This is a genomic window from Gaoshiqia sp. US2 (assembly GCF_059705485.1).
In genome coordinates this window covers 1,160,996-1,182,876 of sequence record NZ_AP048550.1, presented here as the reverse complement: position 1 = coordinate 1,182,876, position 21,881 = coordinate 1,160,996, and the positions used below count along the sequence as shown (strand labels likewise).

At 46.3% G+C, this 21,881-nt stretch carries 18 protein-coding genes and 2 pseudogenes; 6 read left to right on the top strand and 14 right to left on the bottom strand.

The features are described from left to right. Positions 1-64: 64 nt before the first annotated feature. The 7 genes from AC6H3C_RS04525 to AC6H3C_RS04495 form a co-directional block, all read right to left on the bottom strand. Positions 65-631, bottom strand: coding sequence for an NADPH-dependent FMN reductase (locus tag AC6H3C_RS04525; protein ID WP_497519492.1), 567 nt, complete (start codon positions 629-631; stop codon positions 65-67). Positions 632-811: 180 nt separating this feature from the next. Then, positions 812-1,768 carry a LuxR C-terminal-related transcriptional regulator gene (locus AC6H3C_RS04520; RefSeq protein ID WP_497519491.1) on the bottom strand — a complete coding sequence of 319 codons (957 nt, stop codon included), beginning with the start codon at positions 1,766-1,768 and terminating at the stop codon, positions 812-814. A 21-nt stretch (positions 1,769-1,789) separates the two neighbouring features. Then, the gene (menD, locus tag AC6H3C_RS04515) at positions 1,790-3,475 is read right to left on the bottom strand and encodes a 2-succinyl-5-enolpyruvyl-6-hydroxy-3-cyclohexene-1-carboxylic-acid synthase (protein WP_497519490.1); all 1,686 of its coding nucleotides are present in this window, start codon (positions 3,473-3,475) and stop codon (positions 1,790-1,792) included. After that, positions 3,472-4,587 (bottom strand): chorismate-binding protein, encoded by a 1,116-nt coding sequence (locus tag AC6H3C_RS04510; RefSeq protein WP_497519489.1) that lies wholly within the window; start codon positions 4,585-4,587, stop codon positions 3,472-3,474. Before AC6H3C_RS04510 ends, menD begins: the two co-directional genes overlap by 4 nt. Next, complete coding sequence (locus tag AC6H3C_RS04505) at positions 4,580-5,014, bottom strand: PaaI family thioesterase (protein WP_497519488.1); 435 nt, start codon at positions 5,012-5,014, stop codon at positions 4,580-4,582. Before AC6H3C_RS04505 ends, AC6H3C_RS04510 begins: the two co-directional genes overlap by 8 nt. Before the next feature lie 142 nt (positions 5,015-5,156). After that, positions 5,157-7,262 carry a glycoside hydrolase family 36 protein gene (locus tag AC6H3C_RS04500; RefSeq protein ID WP_497519487.1) on the bottom strand — a complete coding sequence of 702 codons (2,106 nt, stop codon included), beginning with the start codon at positions 7,260-7,262 and terminating at the stop codon, positions 5,157-5,159. Between the two features lie 179 nt (positions 7,263-7,441). Further along, the gene (locus tag AC6H3C_RS04495; RefSeq protein WP_497519486.1) at positions 7,442-8,734 is read right to left on the bottom strand and encodes a S28 family serine protease; all 1,293 of its coding nucleotides are present in this window, start codon (positions 8,732-8,734) and stop codon (positions 7,442-7,444) included. 190 nt (positions 8,735-8,924) lie between these two features. Here AC6H3C_RS04495 and AC6H3C_RS04490 point away from each other — a divergent pair, with 190 nt between their 5' ends. Further along, positions 8,925-9,365, top strand: coding sequence for a DUF4395 domain-containing protein (locus tag AC6H3C_RS04490; protein WP_497519485.1), 441 nt, complete (start codon positions 8,925-8,927; stop codon positions 9,363-9,365). 108 nt (positions 9,366-9,473) lie between these two features. Here AC6H3C_RS04490 and AC6H3C_RS04485 read toward each other — a convergent pair whose 3' ends face one another. Next, positions 9,474-10,598, bottom strand: coding sequence for a DNA polymerase III subunit (locus AC6H3C_RS04485; protein WP_497519484.1), 1,125 nt, complete (start codon positions 10,596-10,598; stop codon positions 9,474-9,476). A 201-nt stretch (positions 10,599-10,799) separates the two neighbouring features. Between AC6H3C_RS04485 and AC6H3C_RS04480 the strand changes: the two genes are divergently transcribed. After that, on the top strand, positions 10,800-11,993 hold the full coding sequence (locus AC6H3C_RS04480) for a phosphoglycerate kinase (protein WP_497519483.1): 1,194 nt from the start codon (positions 10,800-10,802) through the stop codon (positions 11,991-11,993). Positions 11,994-12,072: 79 nt separating this feature from the next. Here the strand turns inward: AC6H3C_RS04480 and AC6H3C_RS04475 are convergent, their stop codons facing one another. Together AC6H3C_RS04475 and AC6H3C_RS04470 are read right to left on the bottom strand one after the other, a co-directional pair. Further along, entirely contained in the window at positions 12,073-12,801 is a 729-nt protein-coding gene (locus AC6H3C_RS04475; RefSeq protein ID WP_497521249.1) for a sialate O-acetylesterase, read from the bottom strand. 509 nt (positions 12,802-13,310) lie between these two features. Then, positions 13,311-13,793 carry a hypothetical protein gene (locus AC6H3C_RS04470; RefSeq protein WP_497519482.1) on the bottom strand — a complete coding sequence of 161 codons (483 nt, stop codon included), beginning with the start codon at positions 13,791-13,793 and terminating at the stop codon, positions 13,311-13,313. 187 nt (positions 13,794-13,980) lie between these two features. Here AC6H3C_RS04470 and AC6H3C_RS04465 point away from each other — a divergent pair, with 187 nt between their 5' ends. From AC6H3C_RS04465 to AC6H3C_RS04450, 4 genes and pseudogenes are all read left to right on the top strand, one after another. Next, positions 13,981-14,766, top strand: a complete 786-nt coding sequence (locus AC6H3C_RS04465) for an MFS transporter (RefSeq protein ID WP_497519481.1) — start codon at positions 13,981-13,983, stop codon at positions 14,764-14,766. Between the two features lie 134 nt (positions 14,767-14,900). Beyond that, positions 14,901-14,999 (top strand): annotated as a pseudogene (locus AC6H3C_RS04460) (transposase); the annotation flags it as partial. 3 nt (positions 15,000-15,002) lie between these two features. Beyond that, positions 15,003-15,134 (top strand): annotated as a pseudogene (locus AC6H3C_RS04455) (IS5/IS1182 family transposase); the annotation flags it as partial. Positions 15,135-15,169: 35 nt separating this feature from the next. After that, the gene (locus tag AC6H3C_RS04450) at positions 15,170-15,595 is read left to right on the top strand and encodes a C-GCAxxG-C-C family protein (RefSeq protein ID WP_497519480.1); all 426 of its coding nucleotides are present in this window, start codon (positions 15,170-15,172) and stop codon (positions 15,593-15,595) included. A gap of 96 nt (positions 15,596-15,691) precedes the next feature. On the opposite strand, the gene AC6H3C_RS04445 is transcribed toward AC6H3C_RS04450, so the two are convergent. Genes AC6H3C_RS04445 through AC6H3C_RS04430 form a run of 4 tightly spaced genes read right to left on the bottom strand, consistent with a single transcriptional unit; the run spans position 15,692 to position 21,872 of the window. Beyond that, positions 15,692-19,117: an efflux RND transporter permease subunit gene (locus AC6H3C_RS04445; protein ID WP_497519479.1), complete on the bottom strand. Its 3,426-nt coding sequence runs from the start codon at positions 19,115-19,117 to the stop codon at positions 15,692-15,694. A gap of 36 nt (positions 19,118-19,153) precedes the next feature. After that, positions 19,154-20,305 carry an efflux RND transporter periplasmic adaptor subunit gene (locus AC6H3C_RS04440; protein ID WP_497519478.1) on the bottom strand — a complete coding sequence of 384 codons (1,152 nt, stop codon included), beginning with the start codon at positions 20,303-20,305 and terminating at the stop codon, positions 19,154-19,156. A 7-nt stretch (positions 20,306-20,312) separates the two neighbouring features. Beyond that, positions 20,313-21,245, bottom strand: a complete 933-nt coding sequence (locus AC6H3C_RS04435; RefSeq protein WP_497519477.1) for a TolC family protein — start codon at positions 21,243-21,245, stop codon at positions 20,313-20,315. 12 nt (positions 21,246-21,257) lie between these two features. Continuing rightward, positions 21,258-21,872 (bottom strand): TetR/AcrR family transcriptional regulator, encoded by a 615-nt coding sequence (locus tag AC6H3C_RS04430; RefSeq protein WP_497519476.1) that lies wholly within the window; start codon positions 21,870-21,872, stop codon positions 21,258-21,260. Between the last annotated feature and the right edge of the window lie 9 nt (positions 21,873-21,881).

The window sequence follows — 21,881 nt, the reverse complement described above, 5'->3', positions numbered from 1 at the left end:
CGGGATATTATTCATTCATAAGTAACTGTCTGACGTTTTCAGGAGGATAGGTTTAATTTTAACGTTAGGTGATGGTTTCTTTTGTCTTTTTTTGATGAATCGCCTCGGCAAACCAAAGAAATTCATCCAGAAACTTGTTCGTCATTCTTACAATCTGTTCATTTTTAGGTTCAAAGAAATCATCAAACGCATGAGGAATATCCGCGACCAATAACTTATACGGAAGCGGAAAAGCGCCCAGGCTCAAAATCACATGCTGCAGTTGCGTGAATGCATTAATCCCGCCCATTCGTCCCGACGAGGTGGCAACCACACCAATCGGTTTTCGCTGAAATTCGGGCCAGAAATGGTCCAGAGCATTTTTCAACGCCCCTGAAAAGCTTCCGTGGTATTCGGGGGTTACAAAGATCAGGGCATCAGCCTCCTGAAGTCGGGAACTGATCAGTTCAATATTCTTTAGCGCCTCTGCACCTGACTTTTCTGCTGTACCGAAGACAGGCAACGGAAACTTCGCCAGATCGATGATATCGGGGTCATTGCCCCGTTTTTTCAAGGATTTTGCCACATAAAAAGCGGCCCGGTGAGATTGTCTTCCCTCCCTGACGGTTCCTAAAAGCATCGCTATTTTCATGATGGTATCCTCCTCTTGTCTTAAACTTCCGCCTGTTTGCTGTAAACTTAACACTACAAAGATGAGAAGCAATGATTGAGGAAAAAACGGACTAAAGGCCAGAAGTTAACCTGTACGATCGGACAGGTTCTGAAACGAGTAAACGATCGTTTGAAACCGGGAAGAACAACCGAACGTGGTTCAAAGTCCCGTCAGTCCACGCTGAATTGCGGTTTCGACCGCCTCGGTTCGGGTGCGGGCAAGAAGTTTGGATAAAATAGATGAGACGTGAAACTTAACGGTTCGTTCGGAAACATACAACTGTTCGGCAATTTGCTTGTTTGTATACCCTTTCTTCACCAGAGCAAGCACTTCCAGTTCCCGCTTCGTCAAGGGCGAAGTCGGATAGTGCAGGCGTTTTTCACTTGTTTCGTCAACCGGCTGCAGGTCTGCCTCGTTCAGGATCAGCGAAAGCTGCCGGTGCAGTTCCTCGGCCTGTCTCAACGTATTTTCAACCTGGCTCGTGGTCAGTAAACTATTCTTTTGGTCGGTAAATGTTTTGACTTCGTTTAGCTGAGTCACCAATTCTTCCATGCCCGGGGCAATCACGCGTACCAGTACATCGCGCACGGAAGAATCGTTTTTCAGCGCTCTTTCGCCATGAGATTCCTGTACCCGTGTCCGCTGAATCGCAATGCTCACCAGTTCGCCAATGGTATTTAAAATGGAAAGCTGTATTTCATCCAACTGCTGCGTTTCCTTGCTCACCAGGTTGATCAGGCCAACCTTTCGTCCTTCGAGCGTGATGGGAATGGTTGCATGAAACTTTAGTCCCCGCGTACCGGAAGTAATATCCTTCAAACGCGTACAGGTAATTTCGCTGATATTGCGGGCCGTTGAAATGTTATTTGCCAGGTACATATCGATACAGTAACAACGACCCGACAGCCGCTCCGGGTAACGGCTAAGCGCGGGAGGCAGGTTATACGAAGCAGCCAGATAAACCGAATCTTCCTGCACCAGCCAAATCCATCCTGTTTCCAGATGCAACAATTCAACTGTTTTTTCCAGCGCTTTCCGCAGCGCTGAATACAGCGAAAATTCCTTGTTCAGATATTTCGCAATTTCATACAAATGAAAATAAGCTTTATCTTCCATCTAATCAGACATCTATTTCGGCTATTCTTCTTTTACCGCTTTAAACAAGGCCCGGAACACCGCCGTATTCACCTCCGCATCGGTAAAAATCTCCAATAAGGCAGGTTTTGACCGGGTGGGCAAATAAAAGTCGTTCAAGGCTGCTTCCAGTTCTGTTTCGTGGCTGGCTTTGAGGTAGTCCAGCCCAAAAGTACGGGCAATGCCCTCTGCCTTGAATTCATTTTCGGTGAAGAAATATTCGCGAAAAGCCGGCGATTTTTCCGGTCCTTTGATCAGTCCGAAAATATTGCCCCCTCCGTTGTGAATGACGATGACCCGCAAATTTGGCCCGATGTATTTATTCCACAGGGCATTGGAGTCGTAGAAAAACGATAGGTCGCCAAGGATAACCGTGTTCAGTTTTCGGGAACCGGAGGCAAAGCCAACCGCCGCAGACAAACACCCATCGATACCGGCCGTTCCGCGGTTGCTGAAATACATCGCGTTTTTTATCCGCTCGCCAATCAGGGCATAACGTACCGGCGAACTGTTTCCCAAATGGATGGCCGAATTTGCTGGAATGGCTTTGCCAAGCTGAGCAAACACCGTCAAATCGGAGAATCCGGCCTGACTGACAAAAGCGTCACGCCGTGTGCTGACCCGTTTTTCTTTTTCTTTCCAGCGGGTCAGGTAGCTTTGCCCCTTTGACGCAACGCTCGCCGAAAGCTGCTCAAAAAAGGCAGCTGCATCCTGCCGAATCACTTTCGTAAGCGACTTATAGGTGTCGAAATGCTCGCCCGACAAACTCAAATGCCAGTGGTTGGCAGCTTTGTTGTTCCGCAAAAACTGTTTGAGCGATTTTGAAACAAATTGCCCTCCAAAGCTGATCAGCAGGTCGGGACTGAAATCTTTCCGCTTTTTTTCAGGCATCGCGGCCATCAGCGTATCGACACTGCTGCAAAACCACGGGCTGCTGAGATTTGACAGGTGTTCGTGCAATACAAGGGCGCCGGTTTTCTCAGCCAGCCCGGCCAACCGGGTTTCCAGCCCGGGAACAGGTATTTGCTGACCGGCTAAGATCAATACTTTTTTTGCCTGGTTGTAGGTTGAAACCAGTTTCTCCAGTTCGGCATCCGTTAAAACAAACTGAATCCCGGCGGACTCAATCACTTTAATCACGGGCAGCCCGGCATCCAGTAGATCATGCAGCGGTTCTTCCAGCGGAATGTTGATGTGAACCGGACCCGGTGTCCCCGAAACAGCAAGATTTATACATTCATTGATTTCACGTGCAGCAAACCACAGTTCGTTCTCCGATTCGCCCAGCGGCAGGCTGATTTCTTTTTTGATAAAATTCCGGTAGATACCCGCCTGCCGGATACACTGGCTCTCTGCCTGATCGATCCAGTAGTTTGGGCGGTCTGCCGTAAGCACAATCAACGGGACATTCAGATAAAAGGCTTCGGCTACTGCAGGAGCATAATTGAGGGTAGCCGTGCCCGAACTGCAAACGATGGCTACCGGCTTTTGTCTCGCCTGGGCCAAGCCCAGGGCAAAATAGCCGGCGCTGCGCTCATCAACGATACTGCGGCAGTTGAACAGTCCGCTCCCAGCAAAACTGTGTGTCAGGGGTCCATTGCGCGATCCCGGCGAGATGATCACATCATCAATTCCTTTAGCCAGCAAAACAGCGGCTAACTGCTGAACATGTTTTTTAGTAGAAATCATTTATTTTGAACAGCTTCAATGGCTGATAAAAGTGTCCGTGCTTTATTATTGGTTTCTTCCCACTCTTCCTCAGGAACCGACCTCGACGTAATTCCGCCCCCGGCATACAGGATGTACTGATCGGGAGTAAGCTCCATACAACGCAAATTTACAAATAAACCCACCGAATTGTTTAAGCGCCAGGGGCCCAGGTAACCGGTGTAATAGCGCCGGTCGTGTTTTTCAATTTTCGAGATAAACCGGTCGGCTTTTGATTTGGGGAAACCGCACACAGCCGGCGTGGGATGCAGCCCGGCAATAAAATCGCCCAGTTTGTTTTCGATCTTTTTGGCTGAAAAATAAAAGCTGGTTTTCAGGTGGGCAACCCGGCCGCTTTCCATGGTTTCGGGTCCCTGGGTGGTATAATCGTGAATGTTGAAACGGTAAAGCACATCGAGCAAATAACGCGAAACAAAAGCCTGTTCTTCAATATCTTTGGTGTGCCAGCCATAATCCGGATCTGTTTGCCGGGGCTGGGTTCCGGCCAGTGAAACCGTTTCCAGCGTTTTCCCTTTCGAACGAAGTAATACCTCAGGCGTGGCTCCCATCCAGATACCGGTTTCGGGCAGGTTTACCAGGTAAACAAACGCGTTGGGTGTTTGCGAACGCAATTGCATGTATAATTGACCAACAGATTCGTGTTCCCGTTTTTGGGGGATCAGCCGCGAAACAATCACCTTCGACAGTTTCGTCTTGGTTATCTCGCCAATGGTTGTTGCAATATCTTCGAGGTAGTCACTCTTCTGAATAACAAAATAATTACCGGCCGGCTGAGCCGGTGATTCATAAGCCGGCAACGAATCGGCATCAAAGGCCTGAAGGTCGCGGAAATCTTTCAAAAGAGTCCCCGGTTTTAACAAAACCAACGGAGAGGTACTGCTGATCCGGAAGGGGGCAAAAACAAATCCCTCCTGCCCGTTCAGTTTATTAAAATCAGGAAGCAGGAGTAAATCTTTCTTTTCGCCGATCAGCAGCTCAGGAAATTGCTCCCCGGGCATCGACCAGGCGGCAAACGGTCTGTTTTTGGCTAATATCTTGTCTAAAAATAGGCTGTACTCGTTCCCCTTATTCATTTCGTTTTACGATCATGTTGGTCACCCGGATTGTTGAAACCAGACGACCATCTTTATTCGTTACATCAACGTTCCAAACATGCGTTTGGTTTCCCTGATGGATAATTTTTGCAGTTGCCAGAACAGATCCTTCGCGAACCGTTCCGGTGTGGCTCCCGGTGACATGAATTCCCCGGATGTCAAATTCATTCATATCAATCACGAGCATGCTGCCCAGGCCGGCAATCGTTTCGGCCAGGGCGAGATTCGATCCTCCATGCAAGATCCCGTCGGGGCGGGTGGTTTGCGGACAAACAGGCATACTGGCCCTGACTTCACCCCGGGCAATCGCTTCAATCCTGATCCGGAGATTACCGATCAGGCTGTTCTTCATCGCCGTATTAATTAATTCAAGGGGCGTATCAATTGTTAACATGCTAAAATCCATCGTACCTTTTTCTAAAATAAGCCCCTAAAATAGCGTATAGTTTTAACTTTCAGAAAAACTTCTGTTCATATTTTATTCGCATAAACAGTGGCGCCGGCCCCGTGTTGCTCACAAAGCCGGCGCCGCTGCGGTACCATCGACCTTAGCCGTGCCTGCGAAGGTACTTCTCCAACTGAACTCCACTGATCGACAGATCGGCGGGGGGATTGCTGTTATCCTCAGTCAGATACAATAATTTAGACTCATGTTTTCCAAGCGAAATACTGATCGTATCCAGGTTTCCGAGTCCCATACTTCGGCCGGGATCCCATATGTATGCCCAGGATTTGCTTTCGCCGTTAATGTCAACCATTTGGTAGCTTTCCTGTACCGGTTCGTCGGTGTCGTTTACAAACAAAACTCCCCAGGCGCGCGGCGATTTGTAACGACGAACGGCAACCTTGCATTTCCTGTTTTCTCCCCAAAAGGGCATCACAGCGCTTTGCGGACGATCCTGCGGCTGAAGAAAACGCCAGAAATTCAATTGATCGTCACTCAGCGTTGAGAAGCGGTCGGAGGTATGAACCGTTCCTCCAAGAATACCATTCCACTGAGCGATGGTTGTTTTTTCCGTTTCGGTCAGGTCATTATTCACATTACGCAGGTAAATTGTATCGGGATCGTTTTGCCAGAATACATTGTTAAAATACTGGCAATTGTAGGTTTCCTGAAACATATTCCCGACGCCTTCCGGCGACCAGGTACTTTCCACATCATTCGAAACGCGCATGCCATCTACAAAACCGATCAGCGGGGCAAAGGGGGCGATGCTGGCCAACCAGTAACTTCCGGCTCCAATTTCTTCGCGAATAATGGACAGGATCTCAACCAAGATCTGTACGGAGGTTTTATCCCGGTTATAACGCCTGATGTTGGCGCTGTCTTTTAGCCCCCAATCGAGGAAATCGGTCTTAAAAAACGTGTAGCCCATCTTCCGCAAACTCCTGAAAACCTTGGCAATGTATTTTTGCACGTCGGGATGACTCCCGTCGAGGGCATAATGGTTCCCTTCCGGGGTTTCCCATTGAGGAACCGGGTCTCCTTTCAGGTCTTTAATCAGCCAGTTTTGATGATTACGAAACAGTTTACTTTTCTCGTCCACCATAAACGGCGCTACCCAAATCCCGGCCCGGTAACCTCTTCTGAATATTTCACGGGCGGCATCTTCCATCGATTTGGGCCAGTTATCGTTGGTGTCGAGCCAATCGCCATGCGTACAGTAGCAATCGTCAATCTGGACAGTTTGTATCTGAATTTTTGGGTCAAGATTATCCAAGGTGCCCAGCTGTTCTTTTAACTTTTCGAACGAAAAATCCTTTTTGTACTCATACCAGGAGCTCCAGTGGTAGCTTGTCCGGGTATCTTTCCGGGCAACCATATTTTCCGAGATGTTCCAGGCGAGGTGCTGAAGCGTTTCGTAGGGCTGGTTTCCCTGGATAACGTAAATATCGGGCAACTTAATAAAATCGTCCTTCAGCGGAATATTTTCCATCACAAAGCCGGTTTCAAAGAAAACATCTTCCCGGTCGGGAAAACGGTCAAGCAAACCTTTGCGGTGCGGACGGTTATAAATGGTACTTTTCTGAATGAAGTCGGAATGTTCGTATGCGCCAAACCCCAAGGTCCCGTTATCGGCCGATATGAGGGCTGTCGTCAGGTACGAATCATACGACCAGGCTTGCTCACCGGCTGTGTTTCCCCATTCCCGGGGCATTGACCCCTGAATGTCGTATAAACCGGACTGTCCTCCAAAGCCCAACCCCTGCTTGAAAAAACGGCTAACTCCTTCTACCCGCGCTTCGCCCAGTGGCGAGAAATAAAACGGGGCCCGCGACATGCTGCTCAACTCGGCTCCAATGGATACCGAACCATAGTTAATCTTCAGGTCGAGCATGACAAAACCGCGATCGAGCTCATAAATAATCCGTTTTCCTTTGGGAGAGTCGCCCATGAAGGTATTACGAACAAAAATACTTTGTCCGTCAACCGTCGGACGACAGTTGCGAAGCCGAATATTCCCCGCAATTAAATCGAAGGTACCGTCGTTGTGCAGTATCCATTCAGATCTGCCCAATTTGAACTTAACGGGCCCGGAGGGATCTACCGCCCCAAAAGTTTCAGCGTACAATGGAAGAGGCATCAATGCTCCACTTAATCCTGCTGCGGCCATCTTCAGAAAACTTCTTCTTTCAATTGGTTTTAAAGCCATCGGTTTGTAGCTGCTATTAAAGTTTAGGAGATGTAAAATTAACAACTTTTAACACACAATCGACACCTGACCGAAAAGATTCACCCGGAACAACCCGACTGATAATGACGATATTAAGCAGATACATGTTGTAGAAAACATTTGTTATCTCCAAAAGAATAACACAAAACTGACAGAATCTATTCATTTAAAACCTTTTTAATTCGTTTGATGACCTCGCGCCGGTCCTGCTCCGGGAGGTTTAATATACGGGTTTTGTGGCATCCCCCGGGCTTCATCACTTTCAGGTTCTGCCTGTTCCGGCGGACGGTTGCAGCGCTGGCCGACCAGGGATCTATTTCGCCATAGATCAGCACAACGCCGTTGGCTCTGTTCAATAAAAAGTCGTTGATCATGAGCGCAGTGCCCGGATCGTAATCAACTGTTTGATTGCCTGGAACCATGATCCGGTTCAGATAGCCTTTGACCGATTTAACCGACATCAACTCGCCAAACGGTTCCGTATCGTAACCGTAATAGCCTAATTCGAGGGCGGCCTGGTAAAAAAACGGCGAATACCCGGCCGATCCTTCATACGAAAAATAATCCGGAGGACTGACTTTGGCAAGATGCCTGAAAAGCGCCTGATCATCCGCTGATAAATCCGGAATTTCGTGACAGGAATACCCCCACTGCCAAAAAGCAAAAGGATACTCCAGAACAACGAAATCCAGCGCTTCTCCCAGGTCAACCGGATATCTGTAATGCCGGGTTTCACCGTAGGTATTCAGCAAGGGGAGCATTTGGGCCTTTCGTTTGAGGATTTCAAACTGAAAATCCCGTATTTTTCCCCGGCTTTCCGCCGTGCCGACCTGTTTCAGGAACGTTTCGTGCCGTCCGTCTTCCACACCAAAGTTCAGCGGGGCTACGTAGGCGACGGTCAGCTCAACATCGTCAGGAAAAAAAGCGCGGTGGCCCAATGCCGCCTGGCCGCCTTTGCTGATTCCCGTGTTCAGCCATTTACCCCGGTAATAGTCTTTGAAAATCGACACAATCCGGTGGTGGTCGAACGCGGCATTTTCAACAGTCAGAAATTTCCACACCATCGAATCGGGGACGGATTCTCCGAAATAACGATGCTCGACACACAACTGGTTTGCCTCCAGAATCTGGCTCAACTCGTGCCTGTAATTTGGCTGGGAAGCGTATTCAGCGCTGTACCCTTCGGTGATCAACACAACAGGACGAACCGGATCCTTGTCGGCAACGAAAACCCGTTGCAGAAAAAAACCATCCGAACTGTCTTTCGGATTGATCAGTTGCCTGACCTTGATTTCATACGTCTGCTTAAACGACGGATTACCTTCGATTTCCTTCACTTCAGTGATGATTGGATTCGACTCCAGAAAACGCCTCAGATCCTGACCGTTAGCCAGAGGGACAGACAACAAGACAGCAATCAGCAACCAGAGCAAATAACGATATATGGACATAAAACCGGTTTTTAAACGCTGAAATTTAATCAGACGAATTGATTTTTGCGAATATGAAGAAACTATTAAGTCGCGTACATGTTATTTAGAATATTTTTAAATAATTCAAAAATAAAAGATATTTTTGTCCGATAAATAAGCAGGTAAAACGCAAACTGTTTAAGCTGCCTGAATGAAAGGAGTTATTACGATGAAGAATTTATTCTGCCCTATTTCGCATGAACGGATTAACGAGCAAGTCACACGGCTGACAGCGCTATTGGTTGTGATTACGGCAATCATTGCCTTTGCCTTTAACTCCGTTTTGCTGATGACATTTATAGCAGCCGACTTTTATATCCGCGCTTTTACCCAGTTGAAGTATAGCCCGCTAAGCGGCCTTGCTTACCGGATGACCCAGGCGCTGAATCTGCCTGAACGGCAAATTGATAAAGCTCCGAAGATTTTTGCAGCCCGAATGGGTTTTACCATGGCAATTGTTTTTACGACTTTGCATCTTTTACAATTGAACCCGGCATCGGCGATCGTTGCAGGTGTGCTGGTGTTTTTTGCAGGACTTGAATTCGCGTTTGCCTTTTGTGCCGGTTGCACCATTTATACCTACCTGGTATTACCTTTTTACAGAAATTAATTTTCCAACAAATAACTATTTTTCTCCTACCGGCTCAGGCCGGTTTTTTTATGCCTTCCCGGTTCGGTAAATTTTCCGGGCACGGAAGACAGACGACACGACGAATCCCTACTTTCTGATCAGTTTCACAATGCGTAAAGCCATGTCGGTAAAAATAATCCGGGCATGACCATTCATCGAAATATGACGGAACGCGCGCTCCAGTTCTTCGGTAATCGGAATGATATTACGCTCGTTGATAAAGGGCGAAAACCGGCTCGAAAATGCCTGTTCCTCTTCGTCCATAAAAACCAGATCCTGTTTATTCAGGTTGTAGATAAAATTTTCACGCACCAGCCCGAGTGCATATTGCAGGAAATTCTTTTGCCGTTCGCGTCCGATTTCGGCGATTTCGGCCATCCACGCAAATAAATCGGGGAACTTTCGTCCGTAGGCAAAACGCATCAGTTCTTTAAAACGCTCCAGGTTGTATCGGTTTTGCTCGCCGGGTTCAAGCAGGTGCAAGGCCCGCCGGTAGTTTCCGCGGCTCAGGTGCACGAGGTTTTCCAGATTCTTTCCTGCCGTTGCGGGTAATTGTTTCAGGGCCCCGGTTAAAGCAGCAGAATCAATCAACGGAACTTTAATCAGCTGACAACGTGAACGGATGGTGCTGATTATTTCTTCTTCATTTTCGGTAACCAGCAAAAACAAGGTTTTCACGGGTGGTTCCTCAATCATCTTCAGTAATTTGTTGGCACAGGAAACATGCATTTTTTCCGGCATCCAAATAATCATCACCTTATATTCCGATTCGTACGACTTCAGGTTCAGTTTCCGGATGATTTCTTCGCTTTGATGCGAATAAATCAAGCCTTGCGCATTTTCAACTCCAACAGCATCAAACCAGTCATCGAGGTTGAAATAGGGGTTCGACAAAACCGTTTTCCGCCATTCTTCCAGAAAATTATCGCTGACCGGTTCTTTGAATTTCGGGGTTTTCACCACCGGAAACACAAAGTGCAGATCGGGATGGATCAGCTTCTGATATTTTTTACAGGAAGTACATTCGCCGCATGAATCACCAGCGGTTTTATTGAGGCACGATACGTACTGGGCGTAAGCCAGCGCCAGCGCCAGGTTTCCCGAACCTTCGCCGCCGGCGAATAACTGGGCGTGGCTCACCCGTTCATCGGCAACCGACTGTATGAGCCGTTTTTTGATGGCTTCCTGCCCGATCACATTGCGAAAAAACATAAGCTAAAATTTGAATGAAACAAAAATAACAAATCCTGCCACCTATTCCGTATCGGGCACAAAGTTTATCCGGTTGAAAACAGGAAAACGGTTCATTACGTCATTATTAAAAATGACGGGATTGCACAACAGTCTTCCGCACCGACCTATCTTTTTTCTATCTTTGGTCGTAGAAAAAAAGAAACTAAAAGTAATCTTATTATGCAGACAATTGAAACTTATGATTTCACCGGGAAAAAAGCATTAATCCGCGTGGATTTTAATGTCCCGTTGAATGAAAATTTCGAAATCACAGATGATACACGCATGCGTGCCGCCGTTCCAACCATCAAAAAAATCATGGAAGCCGGCGGTTCTCCTGTCATTATGTCTCACTTTGGCCGTCCGAAAAACGGGCCCGAAGATAAATACTCCATGAAACACCTTTACAAACACCTGGCCGAACTGCTGGGCGTTGATGTAAAGCTGGCTCCTGATTGTGTTGGCGCCGAAGTAAAAGCGATGGCCGACGCCCTGAAACCGGGTGAAGTGCTGATGCTCGAAAACCTGCGCTTCCACAAAGAAGAGGAAAAAGGCGACGAGGCATTCGCCGGTCAGTTGGCTGAAAACGGCGACTGCTGGGTGAACGATGCCTTTGGCACGGCCCACCGGGCACATGCCTCAACTGCGGTAATTGCCAAGTTTTTCCCGAACGACAAAATGTTTGGGTACCTGGTTGATAGCGAAGTGGAAAGTCTGGACAAAGTGGTGGCAAAACCGGTTCGCCCGTTAACAGCCATCATGGGAGGCGCCAAAGTTTCGACCAAAATCACCATCATCGAAAACATGTTGAATAAGGTAGACAACCTGATTATTGGCGGCGGCATGATTTTCACCTTCGTCAAAGCGCTGGGTGGAAATATCGGTTCGTCGCTCTGCGAAGACGAATACCTGGAACTGGCGAGAACGATTGTTGAAAAAGCAAAAGAAAAAGGCGTCAACCTGGTTATTGCTTCGGATTGTGTGGCTGCCGATAAATTTGCCAACGATGCCAACACCGAAATTTGTGCATCCGGAGATATTAAAGAAGGCTGGATGGGACTGGACGTAGGCCCCGCCACCATTGCCAAATTCAAAGAAGTGATCAGCAACTCAAAAACAGTTCTCTGGAATGGCCCTGCCGGCGTATTCGAAATGGAGAACTTTGCTGCCGGCACAAAAGCAATCGGCGATGCCATTGTTGAAGCGACTAAAAAGGGCGCCTTCACCCTGGTGGGCGGCGGCGACTCGGTAGCTGCCGTAAACAAATTCGGTATTGCCGACCAGGTATCTTACATCTCAACTGCAGGCGGCGCAATGCTCGAAACCCTCGAAGGAAAAGTATTGCCGGGTATTGCAGCTGTTCGCGGCGAATAAGAACCGACGCAAAAGCATATAAAAGAGGCTGTCTCATAAGAGTTCAGCCTCTTTTCGATTAATATAAAAGAAAAATATTCTACTTCCTCTCTGTCAACCCTTTCCATTGGTCAGTCCGGAATGGCGAAGCCAGCAATCCGTCACTGTTAATCAAATTGATCTCGATTGGATTGTTAGCCCAACCATAACGAACGGCGACCGGCCTTTGAACCTCATCGTTGAAAACCACAACCTGGTTGTTGAGCAGATAAGCTTTTGCCCACACAAATTTCTGATCTTCGCCTGCAATAGCAAAGCCGTTTACATAGCCATACTTATTCTTATCCAAAGTTGAAAGCCCCTCGCCTGTTCCTGAAAACGATAAGATCATCCGGTTGCCATCTTGCTTCATTTCTTCAAATACAGGCCCCGACGGCAATACGTTCTTTTGGTATGCCACATTCATGGCCGTATGCGCTAAACGCAACCCGACATCTTTTTTGTTTCGCGGATGAATATCAAATGCTTCACCAATATCGGTAATGACTGCCTGACCGGTTTTGGGGAGGCTTAAGGTCATATTCTGCGCTTCCCGAAGCTCTGCCCATTCGCTGTCTTTAGGCTGGTCGTCCAAAGCCATAAAACTGGCCAATTGCACCCAAAGGAAAGGAAATTCATATCCCCACTGTTTTCTCCAGTCAGTGATCATATTGGGAAAAAGCGAACGATAGCGATAAGCATCACCCGAGTTATTTTCACCCTGGCACCAAATTACGCCCTTAATGCCATAGCCAACCAACGGATGAATCATGCCATTATATAGTGTCAGTTTTTTGCCCAGTTCAACACTGGGGTTCATCTTCCCTTTTGTAATCCACTCGGTGTAGGTTTCAAATACCGAAAACATCTTTTCTTCATGCGGAATGGTTTCGCCTTTTAATATACGCCTGTCGACCAGGTCAATATGCTTTTCAAGAAGTTCCATGTAGTGCTCCAACGTAATGATCAATACCAGATCGCCCATGTCCGTTAGCGGGAAACCGGACTTTTCTTCGTTTAGTTTTTTGAGCAATAACCTTGATTTATTGAGGTATTCTTCGGCCGCGGCAACTACTTTTTCTTTCTTGTTTTTGCCTCCTGAACGGTTGGCATGGCCCAAATTGCGCATCAACTTTTTCAACTCTGTACGCCAATTGCCGATCTTGCGCCAACCTCCAATATCCTTATGTTTGTTCATTATCCTTGAAACGGTGCCGATGCATTTTCGGGCACAGTCCCACAACAGGTTGTAGTCTGTAGGGAAATGAACATTGCTTTCAACAACAAAACTATCTGATTTTAAGCGCAATGCTGTATGTTCTTTTTTTTAAACACCTCTCCATGCCCAAAATCCAGGATTACCTTGTTTAATTCCCAAACCATTTCATCGCTAAGCAGGGCGACATTGTCATAAATATTCTGGTATTCAAACCCGATACGTTCAAAACCAAAGCCCTTTTCTACGCCCATCAAACACCGCATATTGTGGTGGTTGTTTGCCTGATCGTGCAACACATCATAACTTAAATTCAAACACAAGCGAACCTGGGCCAAAACAAAAATACTCCATAGGTCCATTCCTGTCCTTCCCGTATTTTTCTTTCCGGAATTGATATGATCTTCCAAAATACTGAATATCTCTTCGTTGTATTTCTTGTTGCAATAGATCGCCTTCAACGCTGCTAAAAGTTGATCTAAAGCATTCTTGCTTTTGGGATTAATATAAGTAGCTTCGATTGGCAATTGCCCTAACCCCAATTGTTGTTCGAATCTTTTTCTCATGGTTCAATCTTTTTTTGTCAAGTGGTCAAAATATCCTATCCTCATGTAATAATACCCTGAATATCTGCACTGTAATCAACTTATCAAAACAATTAACCCAAAAGATTCAAAAAAGTTATTAACACTATATTGTTGATCTGTAAATCATTGCAGGTTTTCTTAGTGACACTATTTATCCAATTATTTATTGGAAGGTCTCCCCTTCGGCAACACCTGGAGGCTTATGATTGGAGTGGAAGTATTACCTGCCTCATTATTCCTGTCGCTGCTTTTTATGATCCCTGAGAGTCCGCGATGGTTCGTGAATCATAAAAACAAAACGGATCTAATTGGTAAATCAAACAGATCCGGCCTGTTTTCCGGGAAATATAACCGTGCCTTACGGCTCTCATTTCTAATGGCCTTTTTCAACCAGTTCTCAGGGATCAGTTTTATTTTGTTTTATGCTCCAGAGATATTTGAAAAGGCAGGACTTGGCACATCAGCATCACTTTTGAGTTCAATTTCGTTAGGAATAATTAATTTGATTTTCACATTCGCCGGAATATATTTAATTGACCGTAAGGGAAGAAAACAACTGATGTACATTGGGACAACCGGCTACATAATCAGTTTATCGATGGTGGCTTTGGGGTTTTATATTCAATTTCAAACCATTTACATGCTTATTTTTATCCTGCTTTTCATCGCGTCGCATGCAATCGGGCAAGGCGCTGTAATTTGGGTATTTATTCCTGAAATTTTCCCAAACAGTGTGAGGCCGTTCGGACAAGCATGGGGAGCAGGTTTATTGAATCTATTTGCAGCAACAATCGCTCTCTTAGGTTCAGTTATCATTAATGCGTTCTCCTCCTGGTTTGTGTTCGCTATTTTCGCTTTTTTTATGATCTTACAATTACTATTTGTCCGCTATATGATGCCGGAAACAAAGGGAATTCCCCTGGAGGAAATTGAATCTAAGCTGGTAAATTAGATAATAACTCCTAGCTGCTCGATGACAACTTTCTATTGTGATTAGATATAATGCTAGTAACTTTTCATTTATCAAAATTTTCAAAGAAACTGTTTGAAAATAAAATAAATCAATATAAACCATTAACTATCTATTATTTAGTTAAAACAGGCTGTCAATGGCGTATGCTCCCGGGCTGTTTTCCAAAATGGGAATTAGTCTATTACTATTTCGTCAAATGGAAGAACACTGGGGATATTGAAAGAACGTTTCCCTGGTTTGAAAGCTATCGAAGGCTTAGTAAAGACTTTGAATATCTAACTGATACAAGCGAGACTATGATTCAAATTGCAATGATAAAATTAATACTTAACAGAATTCAAAAATAAAATTTAAACAGTTTCTAACTTTAACCAAAAAGATTATGGATAAAACACAATTAGCCATCGAGACATTTCAGGAGCTCAATTGCAGTCAGTCTGTTATTTCGGCCTTTGCCAACGATCTTCACCTGGACCAGGAAACTGCCCTGAAAATTACCAGTGGTTTTGGCGGGGGAATGGCTTGCGGCGAAACCTGCGGGGCCGTTACCGGGGCCTATATGGTGATCGGCTTAAAACACGGACACAGTTCTAATAATCCGGACGCCAAAGCGGCTACCAAAGAAAAAATCAGGCGGTTCAGTCACTTGTTCACACAAACACACGGCAGTCTGGTGTGCAAAGAACTGCTCGGCATCAATATCTCCACTCCTGAAGGCAATGCGGAAGCCAAAGAACGGGATCTGTTCCACACCCATTGTCCCCGTTTTATTGAAACAGCCTGCCGGATTATTGAAAAGGAATTTTAAAAAACGAAGGCGCCTGTAACGCCTGCAGATCAGAGCGATGCTCTTCCTGGCTTTACCTGCGCCTTCGTCTAATTGGTTAATTCGAACCGATCCGGCTTAATCCTCCGGGAAGCTGTCTTCCGGAACAATCCCCAGCATCTTTTTAATCCGGTAATTAATGCGGATCGTCAGCAAATACATCACCGGAGCGAGCAGCAGGGTCAGGAAGGTCGCAAAGGTCAAACCGAAAATAACGGTCCACGACATGGGCCCCCAGAAAGCCACGCTTTCGCCGCCCAGTGAAAAATCCGGGTCAAAGTGGGTATACAGCGAAATAAAATCGAAGTTAAACCCAACCGCCAGGGGAACCAGACCCAGCACGGTGGTGATTGCCGTGAGCAATACCGGCCGCAACCTGGTTTTACCCGCGATCACCAGGCACTCAATTTCTTCTTTCAGCGCCAGAAAAGCGCCCTCGCTAAGGCCATGTTCTTCCCGCTTCCGCTGACGCGTCAGGTCAATATAATCGATCAGCACAATGCCGTTGTTCACCACGATACCCGCCAGCGAAATAATTCCGATACCGGTCATGATGATCACGAACTCCATCTTGAAAACGGCCAGACCGAGAAACACCCCAATTGTACTGAACAATACCGTTGCAATAATAATGACCGGCCTGATAAACGAGTTAAACTGGGTGACCAGGATCAATCCGATCAGGGCTACGGCAATCAACAGCGCGAATATCAGGAACTGGCTGCTTTCGTCCTGCTCCTGTTGCTCCCCGGTAAAGGCATAATCGTAACCGGCTGGCATGTTGTAATTTGACAGAACCTGGCGAATGCGTTCGTTGATGACGTTTGCATTATAGCCTTCCACCACATTCGACGATATGGTGATCACCCGTTTGTGGTTAATCCGGTTTACTTTGTCGTAAGTAGACGAATATTCAAAATCAGCTACTGCCGAGATCGGGATCAACTTCCCTTCAACCAACAGTTTCTGGTTCATCAGGGTGGAAACATCATTCCGGTATTCTTCTTTTAAGCGAATGAAAATGTCGTATTCGTCTTCGCCGTCTTTAAAATCGCCCACATCGTAGCCGTAAAGCGAATTTCGCAGAGTCATCGCGATCAGCCGGGTCGACAGTTCATAACGCCGCGCCCGTTCGCGATCAACCTTCACCAGCATCTCGGGCTGGTGAATATTGATATCCAGTTTCAGTTCATCGATACCGGCAATATTATCATCGTTGATCATGTTGATAAAATCGTCCGTGATTTTAATCAGTTGGTTAAAATCGTCGCCGGTTACTTCAATGTTTATCGGCGCTCCTACAGGCGGGCCTTCATCTTCTTTCTCAACAAATATTTTTGCGCCCACAAAACCTGCAAAATTAGCCGACAACTCCTGCATAATCTTAGACGTGTTAATGCCTCCGCGCAATTTATACTCTTCAAACGAGATCGAAGTCAACGATTTGTTCGGGCTAACCGAGCTTTCAAACATCTGTGCTTTCCCGGTACCCACCGAAGTGGTCACCGATTTCACAATGTGCATATAAGGCTCAATGGTTTTATTAATAATGTTCTCAACTTTGCGGGATACCTCATCCGTTCTGTCAATGGAGGTACCCAGCGGAAGCTCCATGGTCACATAAATGGTTTGCGGATCGGTATCCGGGAAAAAGACCACACTCGGGCTCCGGTAACCATAAAACCAAATTGACACGATCAGCAAAACAAATGTTCCGGCAAAATACAGGACCGGCCTTTTTCCTGTTAAGGCGCTGCGTAGCTGCCGCTCATAAAAATTTTCGAGCCACACCAGAAAGCGGGTCTGGAACCACCGGGCCAGCGGCCTGAACATCAATACATTCAACACCATCAGCAGCGCAATGGTAGCCAGGATATTACCCAGTAAATAAATGCCCGAAACATAAAACACAACCGAAACACCAGCAAGAATAGCCGCCCGCTTAACCGTTTTTTTCCAATCAATTTTCACCCGGATATCGTCAATCTTCATGAATTTGGCAATAAACGGCGGGTTTAGTACCAAAGCGACAAATAACGACGAGGCCAGAACGATGATCAGGGTCTTGGGCAGGATGCTCATAAATTCGCCCACAATACTATCCCAGAAAATCAGCGGGAAAAACGCAGCCAGCGTGGTTAAGGTGGACGAAATAATCGGGAAGGCGATCTCGCTCACGCCTCTTTTGGTAGCCGTTAACAGAGAATATCCCTGCGAGTGGAGCCGGTACACATTTTCAACCACCACAATGGCGTTATCGACCAACATACCCAGCGCCAAAATCAAACTGTACAAGACCATGCTGTTTAGGGTGACCGACGACTGGTCGAGTATAATAAATGACAGGAACATGGAGATCGGGATCGCCAGGCCCGAGAAAAGGGCATTGCGGAACCCGAGGAACAGGAACAACACGAAGATCACCAGGATCATCCCCAGGATGATGCTGTTTTCCAGGTTGGCAATTTCGTTCCGGATGTAAGTCGACATATCATCGGTCACTACGATTTCGAGGTTTCCGGGCAGATATCCCAGGCGAACCTGATCTTTAAGCACCTGGTTGACCTTTTCGGTAGCCTCCAGGATGTTTGCGCCACTTCTTTTGGTTACCGCCAGTGTGACAACCGGTTTGTTATTCAACCGCGAGATGGTCGATTTTTCTTTGTAGCCATCAACCACATCTGCCACGTCGCGCACATAAACCGGCTTGCCGTTGTTCAGCATGATGATGGTATTTTCAATCTGATCCATGCCGGTATAGTCGGCTTCGGTACGGACAACGCGCCGGGTTTCATTGGCTATAAATTCACCCGCGCCAATGGTCACATTCTCTTCCTGCAGGGCAAAAGCAATGTCGTCGTATGAAATGCCTCGCGCTTCCATTTTAAACGGATCGACATTCACCTGAATTTCGCGTTCGTCAATCCCCCTGATGGTTGCTTCGGATACCTCGCTCAGGCTTTCAAACTCGTCCTGAAGGATTTCGGCGAATTTTTTTAACTCGCGCATACTGAAATCACCTGAGATATTAACATTCAGGATTGGAAATTCAGAAAAATCGAGGTCCATCACCAGCGGATCATCCTCCAGGTCGCCCGGCAAATCGGAGCGCGCCTTGTCCACATTATCTTTGGTATCCTGAAGCGCCTGTTTGATTTCCACACTGGTATTAAACTCAACCACAATTGTGCTTACATCCTGATACGAAGCCGAAGACACTTTTTTCACCCCGTCCATGCCTTTCAGTTGTTTTTCGATGGGCCGGGTAATCAGGTTCTCGATATCCACAGGCGAATTGCCCGGATAAATAGTTTGGACAAAAATGTAGGGAATAACAATCTCGGGAAAGGTTTCCCGGGGCATGCTATTGTATGAAAACAATCCGAAAAATACCAACATCCCGGTCAGAATAAACACCGTGGTCCGGTTCTTCAGGGCCAGGTAGGTTGGCTTAAATTTTCGATGTATATGTTGCGTGTTATCGCTCTGATGTTCTTTAACCATGTTACATTGTTTTACAGCAAATAAAATTTGGAATACTTAGTTTGCCCTGACAGCCGATCCGTCAAACACCTGGCTAAAACCTTCGGAAATAACCTCCATCCCCGCTATCAGACCCTCGCGTACTTCAGTCACATTATTGTCCGATACGCCCGGGTTCACGTAAATCTTTTTTGCAGCCAGGTACTTCCCGTTGTTCTCGGCAATAAAGGTGTATTTGCCTTTAAAGTCCTCTTTAATCAGCAACGACGGGATAACAATTGCCTGGTTGGCCACATAATCTCTGATTTTTACCACAGCATCCATATTGGGTTTGATCAGTTTATCTCTGTTTTGAAGGTCAAGCCGGATACGGAATGTCCGGTTGCCCGGATCGATATAATTACCGATCAGCTGAATTTTTGTGCTGACACTTTTACCAAGCGAGGGGAAGTTCACCAAAACTTCGTCGCCCTCTTTGATCTTTGTCAAATAAGCCTCTGTGACTTCGGCATAAATCTTAATCTTTTCGATGTTGACCAATTTGGCAAAAGGTATTTGCGGACTGGCAATCTGTCCCTGCTTTTGGTAAATAACATCGATGGTACCATCAACCGGCGCTTTAATAATCGACATATCCTGCTGGGCCATCAGTCCCTCCAATTGCCGCTCCAGCGATTCTTTGGCCGATTTGGCCTGGAGATACTGCAATTCGGAGCCAATGTTCTGGTCCCATAATTTTTGCTGACGATCGAAAGTAGTTTTTGCCAGCTCCAGGTTGATTTTCACTTCATCGATGGTTCTGTTGATGGGTTCGGAGTTCAGAACAGCCAATACGGCGCCCTTGGCAACACGCTGACCTTCTTTCACTTTAATCTCGAGGATCTGGCCCGAACCTTCGGGACTTACATTTACTTCCTGGTCGGCCTCAACACTACCGGTTACTTCAAAAAAATGTTCAAAAAACCGGGGCTCAACGCGGTTGAGGACAACGTCAACATATTCCACTTCTGCCGATTCTTTCAACTCCTGTTCCAAAAGAGCGATTTTCTGTTCCAACTGATGCAGTTCCTGCTTGTACCCGTTCAATTCTTTTCGTTTCGCTTCGGCGCTGTTATCCGGAGTACCGGAACAGGCTGCCAGTGTCACTGCAAGGACGAATACTCCGATCCGGTTCATTTTTTTCATTGTTGTTACGTCTATTGTTTTCATTGTTTTCTTATTTTCCGGTTGCTTTATCAAGGTTAATCTTATAGGTTAACAGCTGCATCACCGATGACACCCAGGCTCCCTGGCTCTGGATGTACTGGCTTTCGGTTTGCGCCAGTTCGGTGCTGCTCACCATCCCGTTGTTATATTTAATCACGGTTTTATCCAAAATCCGTTTTGCCAGCATTTTATTGTCCTCATCGTTTTTAAGCTGATCGATAGCGCTTTCCACATCGGCAACCGCTGTCAGGTAATCTTTTTGTAAGGATTGAACAGCCAGCTTCTGGTCGTTGACCGACTTCTCGTAGGCAAACTCGGCCTGTCTGACCTTGGCTATCCGCTCGCCCGCCGAAAAAATCGGAACAGAAATATTGACCCCCCACATCGATGACTTAAACCAGGGGACACTGTTCTTAAATAAATTGGCGCTGTTACCGTAAGCTGTTTTGATCCCAATTAAGGCCATATAATAAGCCTGTTCAACTGCGTAACGGATTTCGATCTCGGTTTTCTCCAGAGCCTGAGTTGATAGCTGCAGGTAAATTTTTGCGGAGCCAATCCCAACAAGATAGGAACCGTCAAAAATCTTCTGATTGACGGTAAATCCAAAATCGGAACTGTAATCCTGCCCGAATTTTACCGGGACGTAGGTCCCTGGTTCTTCACCGAAAAATTCGCCCGGAATTAACGAAACCGGCAAATTCAGAAAATTGGAATAATTCGCTTCTCCGTTAATCTGTGGCAATCCGGTAGCAATTGTTTCCCAAACCTTCTTACGCGCGGAAAACACATCGATCCCGCTGTTCCGAACAACATAAGAATTCTTCAGGGCATAGGCTTTCGCCTCTTCCAAAGAAAACTTAAGTGCGTTCTGAGCGCTCACCGTTCCACCGACCAACAGGCAAAAGAGCAAGGGAACGAATTGCCTCAATTTAGTTTTCATTCTGAACATTGTTTAATTGTTGTTTAATTGTTGTTTAAAGTATTCTAGTCCTTTTTCTGTACAAATCCCATGAAAATGATAATCAACAGCCGCATCAAACAAGTTGATCGCGCGAACTTCTTCTTCTGAAAACAACCCGTTATCCGGGTTAAAAACAAACAAAAATCGCCCGACAATCAGGCGCGAAATAAAATCGCTGTCCAATTCTTCACGAAATAAACCTTCCTGTTTTCCTTGCTCCAATAACGCAAAATGATCTTCGTAGATCTTATTCCTCTTAAATGCGACTACTTTCCGGTAAACACGGGGATAAAACTTTCGTAAATCAAAATCCACGTTATTTTGAATTAAGCGAAGTGTTTTCGCGATATGCGCCCTGATCTTCAATACCCGGTCAATCGCATTTTCGCCGGTCTCGTGGGTAATCCGGAAATCCGGGTTATTCATAAAAAAAACATCAACAACCTGGCTAACCAGATCTTCTTTGTCTTTAAAGAATTGGTACAATGTTTTTTTTGAGATTCCCAACTCAAGGCAGATATCGTCCATGGTTACACTACGGATGCCGGATCGCAAAAAAAGTTGACCGACTTCCTTCAGGATGATTTCTTTTCTGTCTTCTAACATGCCTGCAAA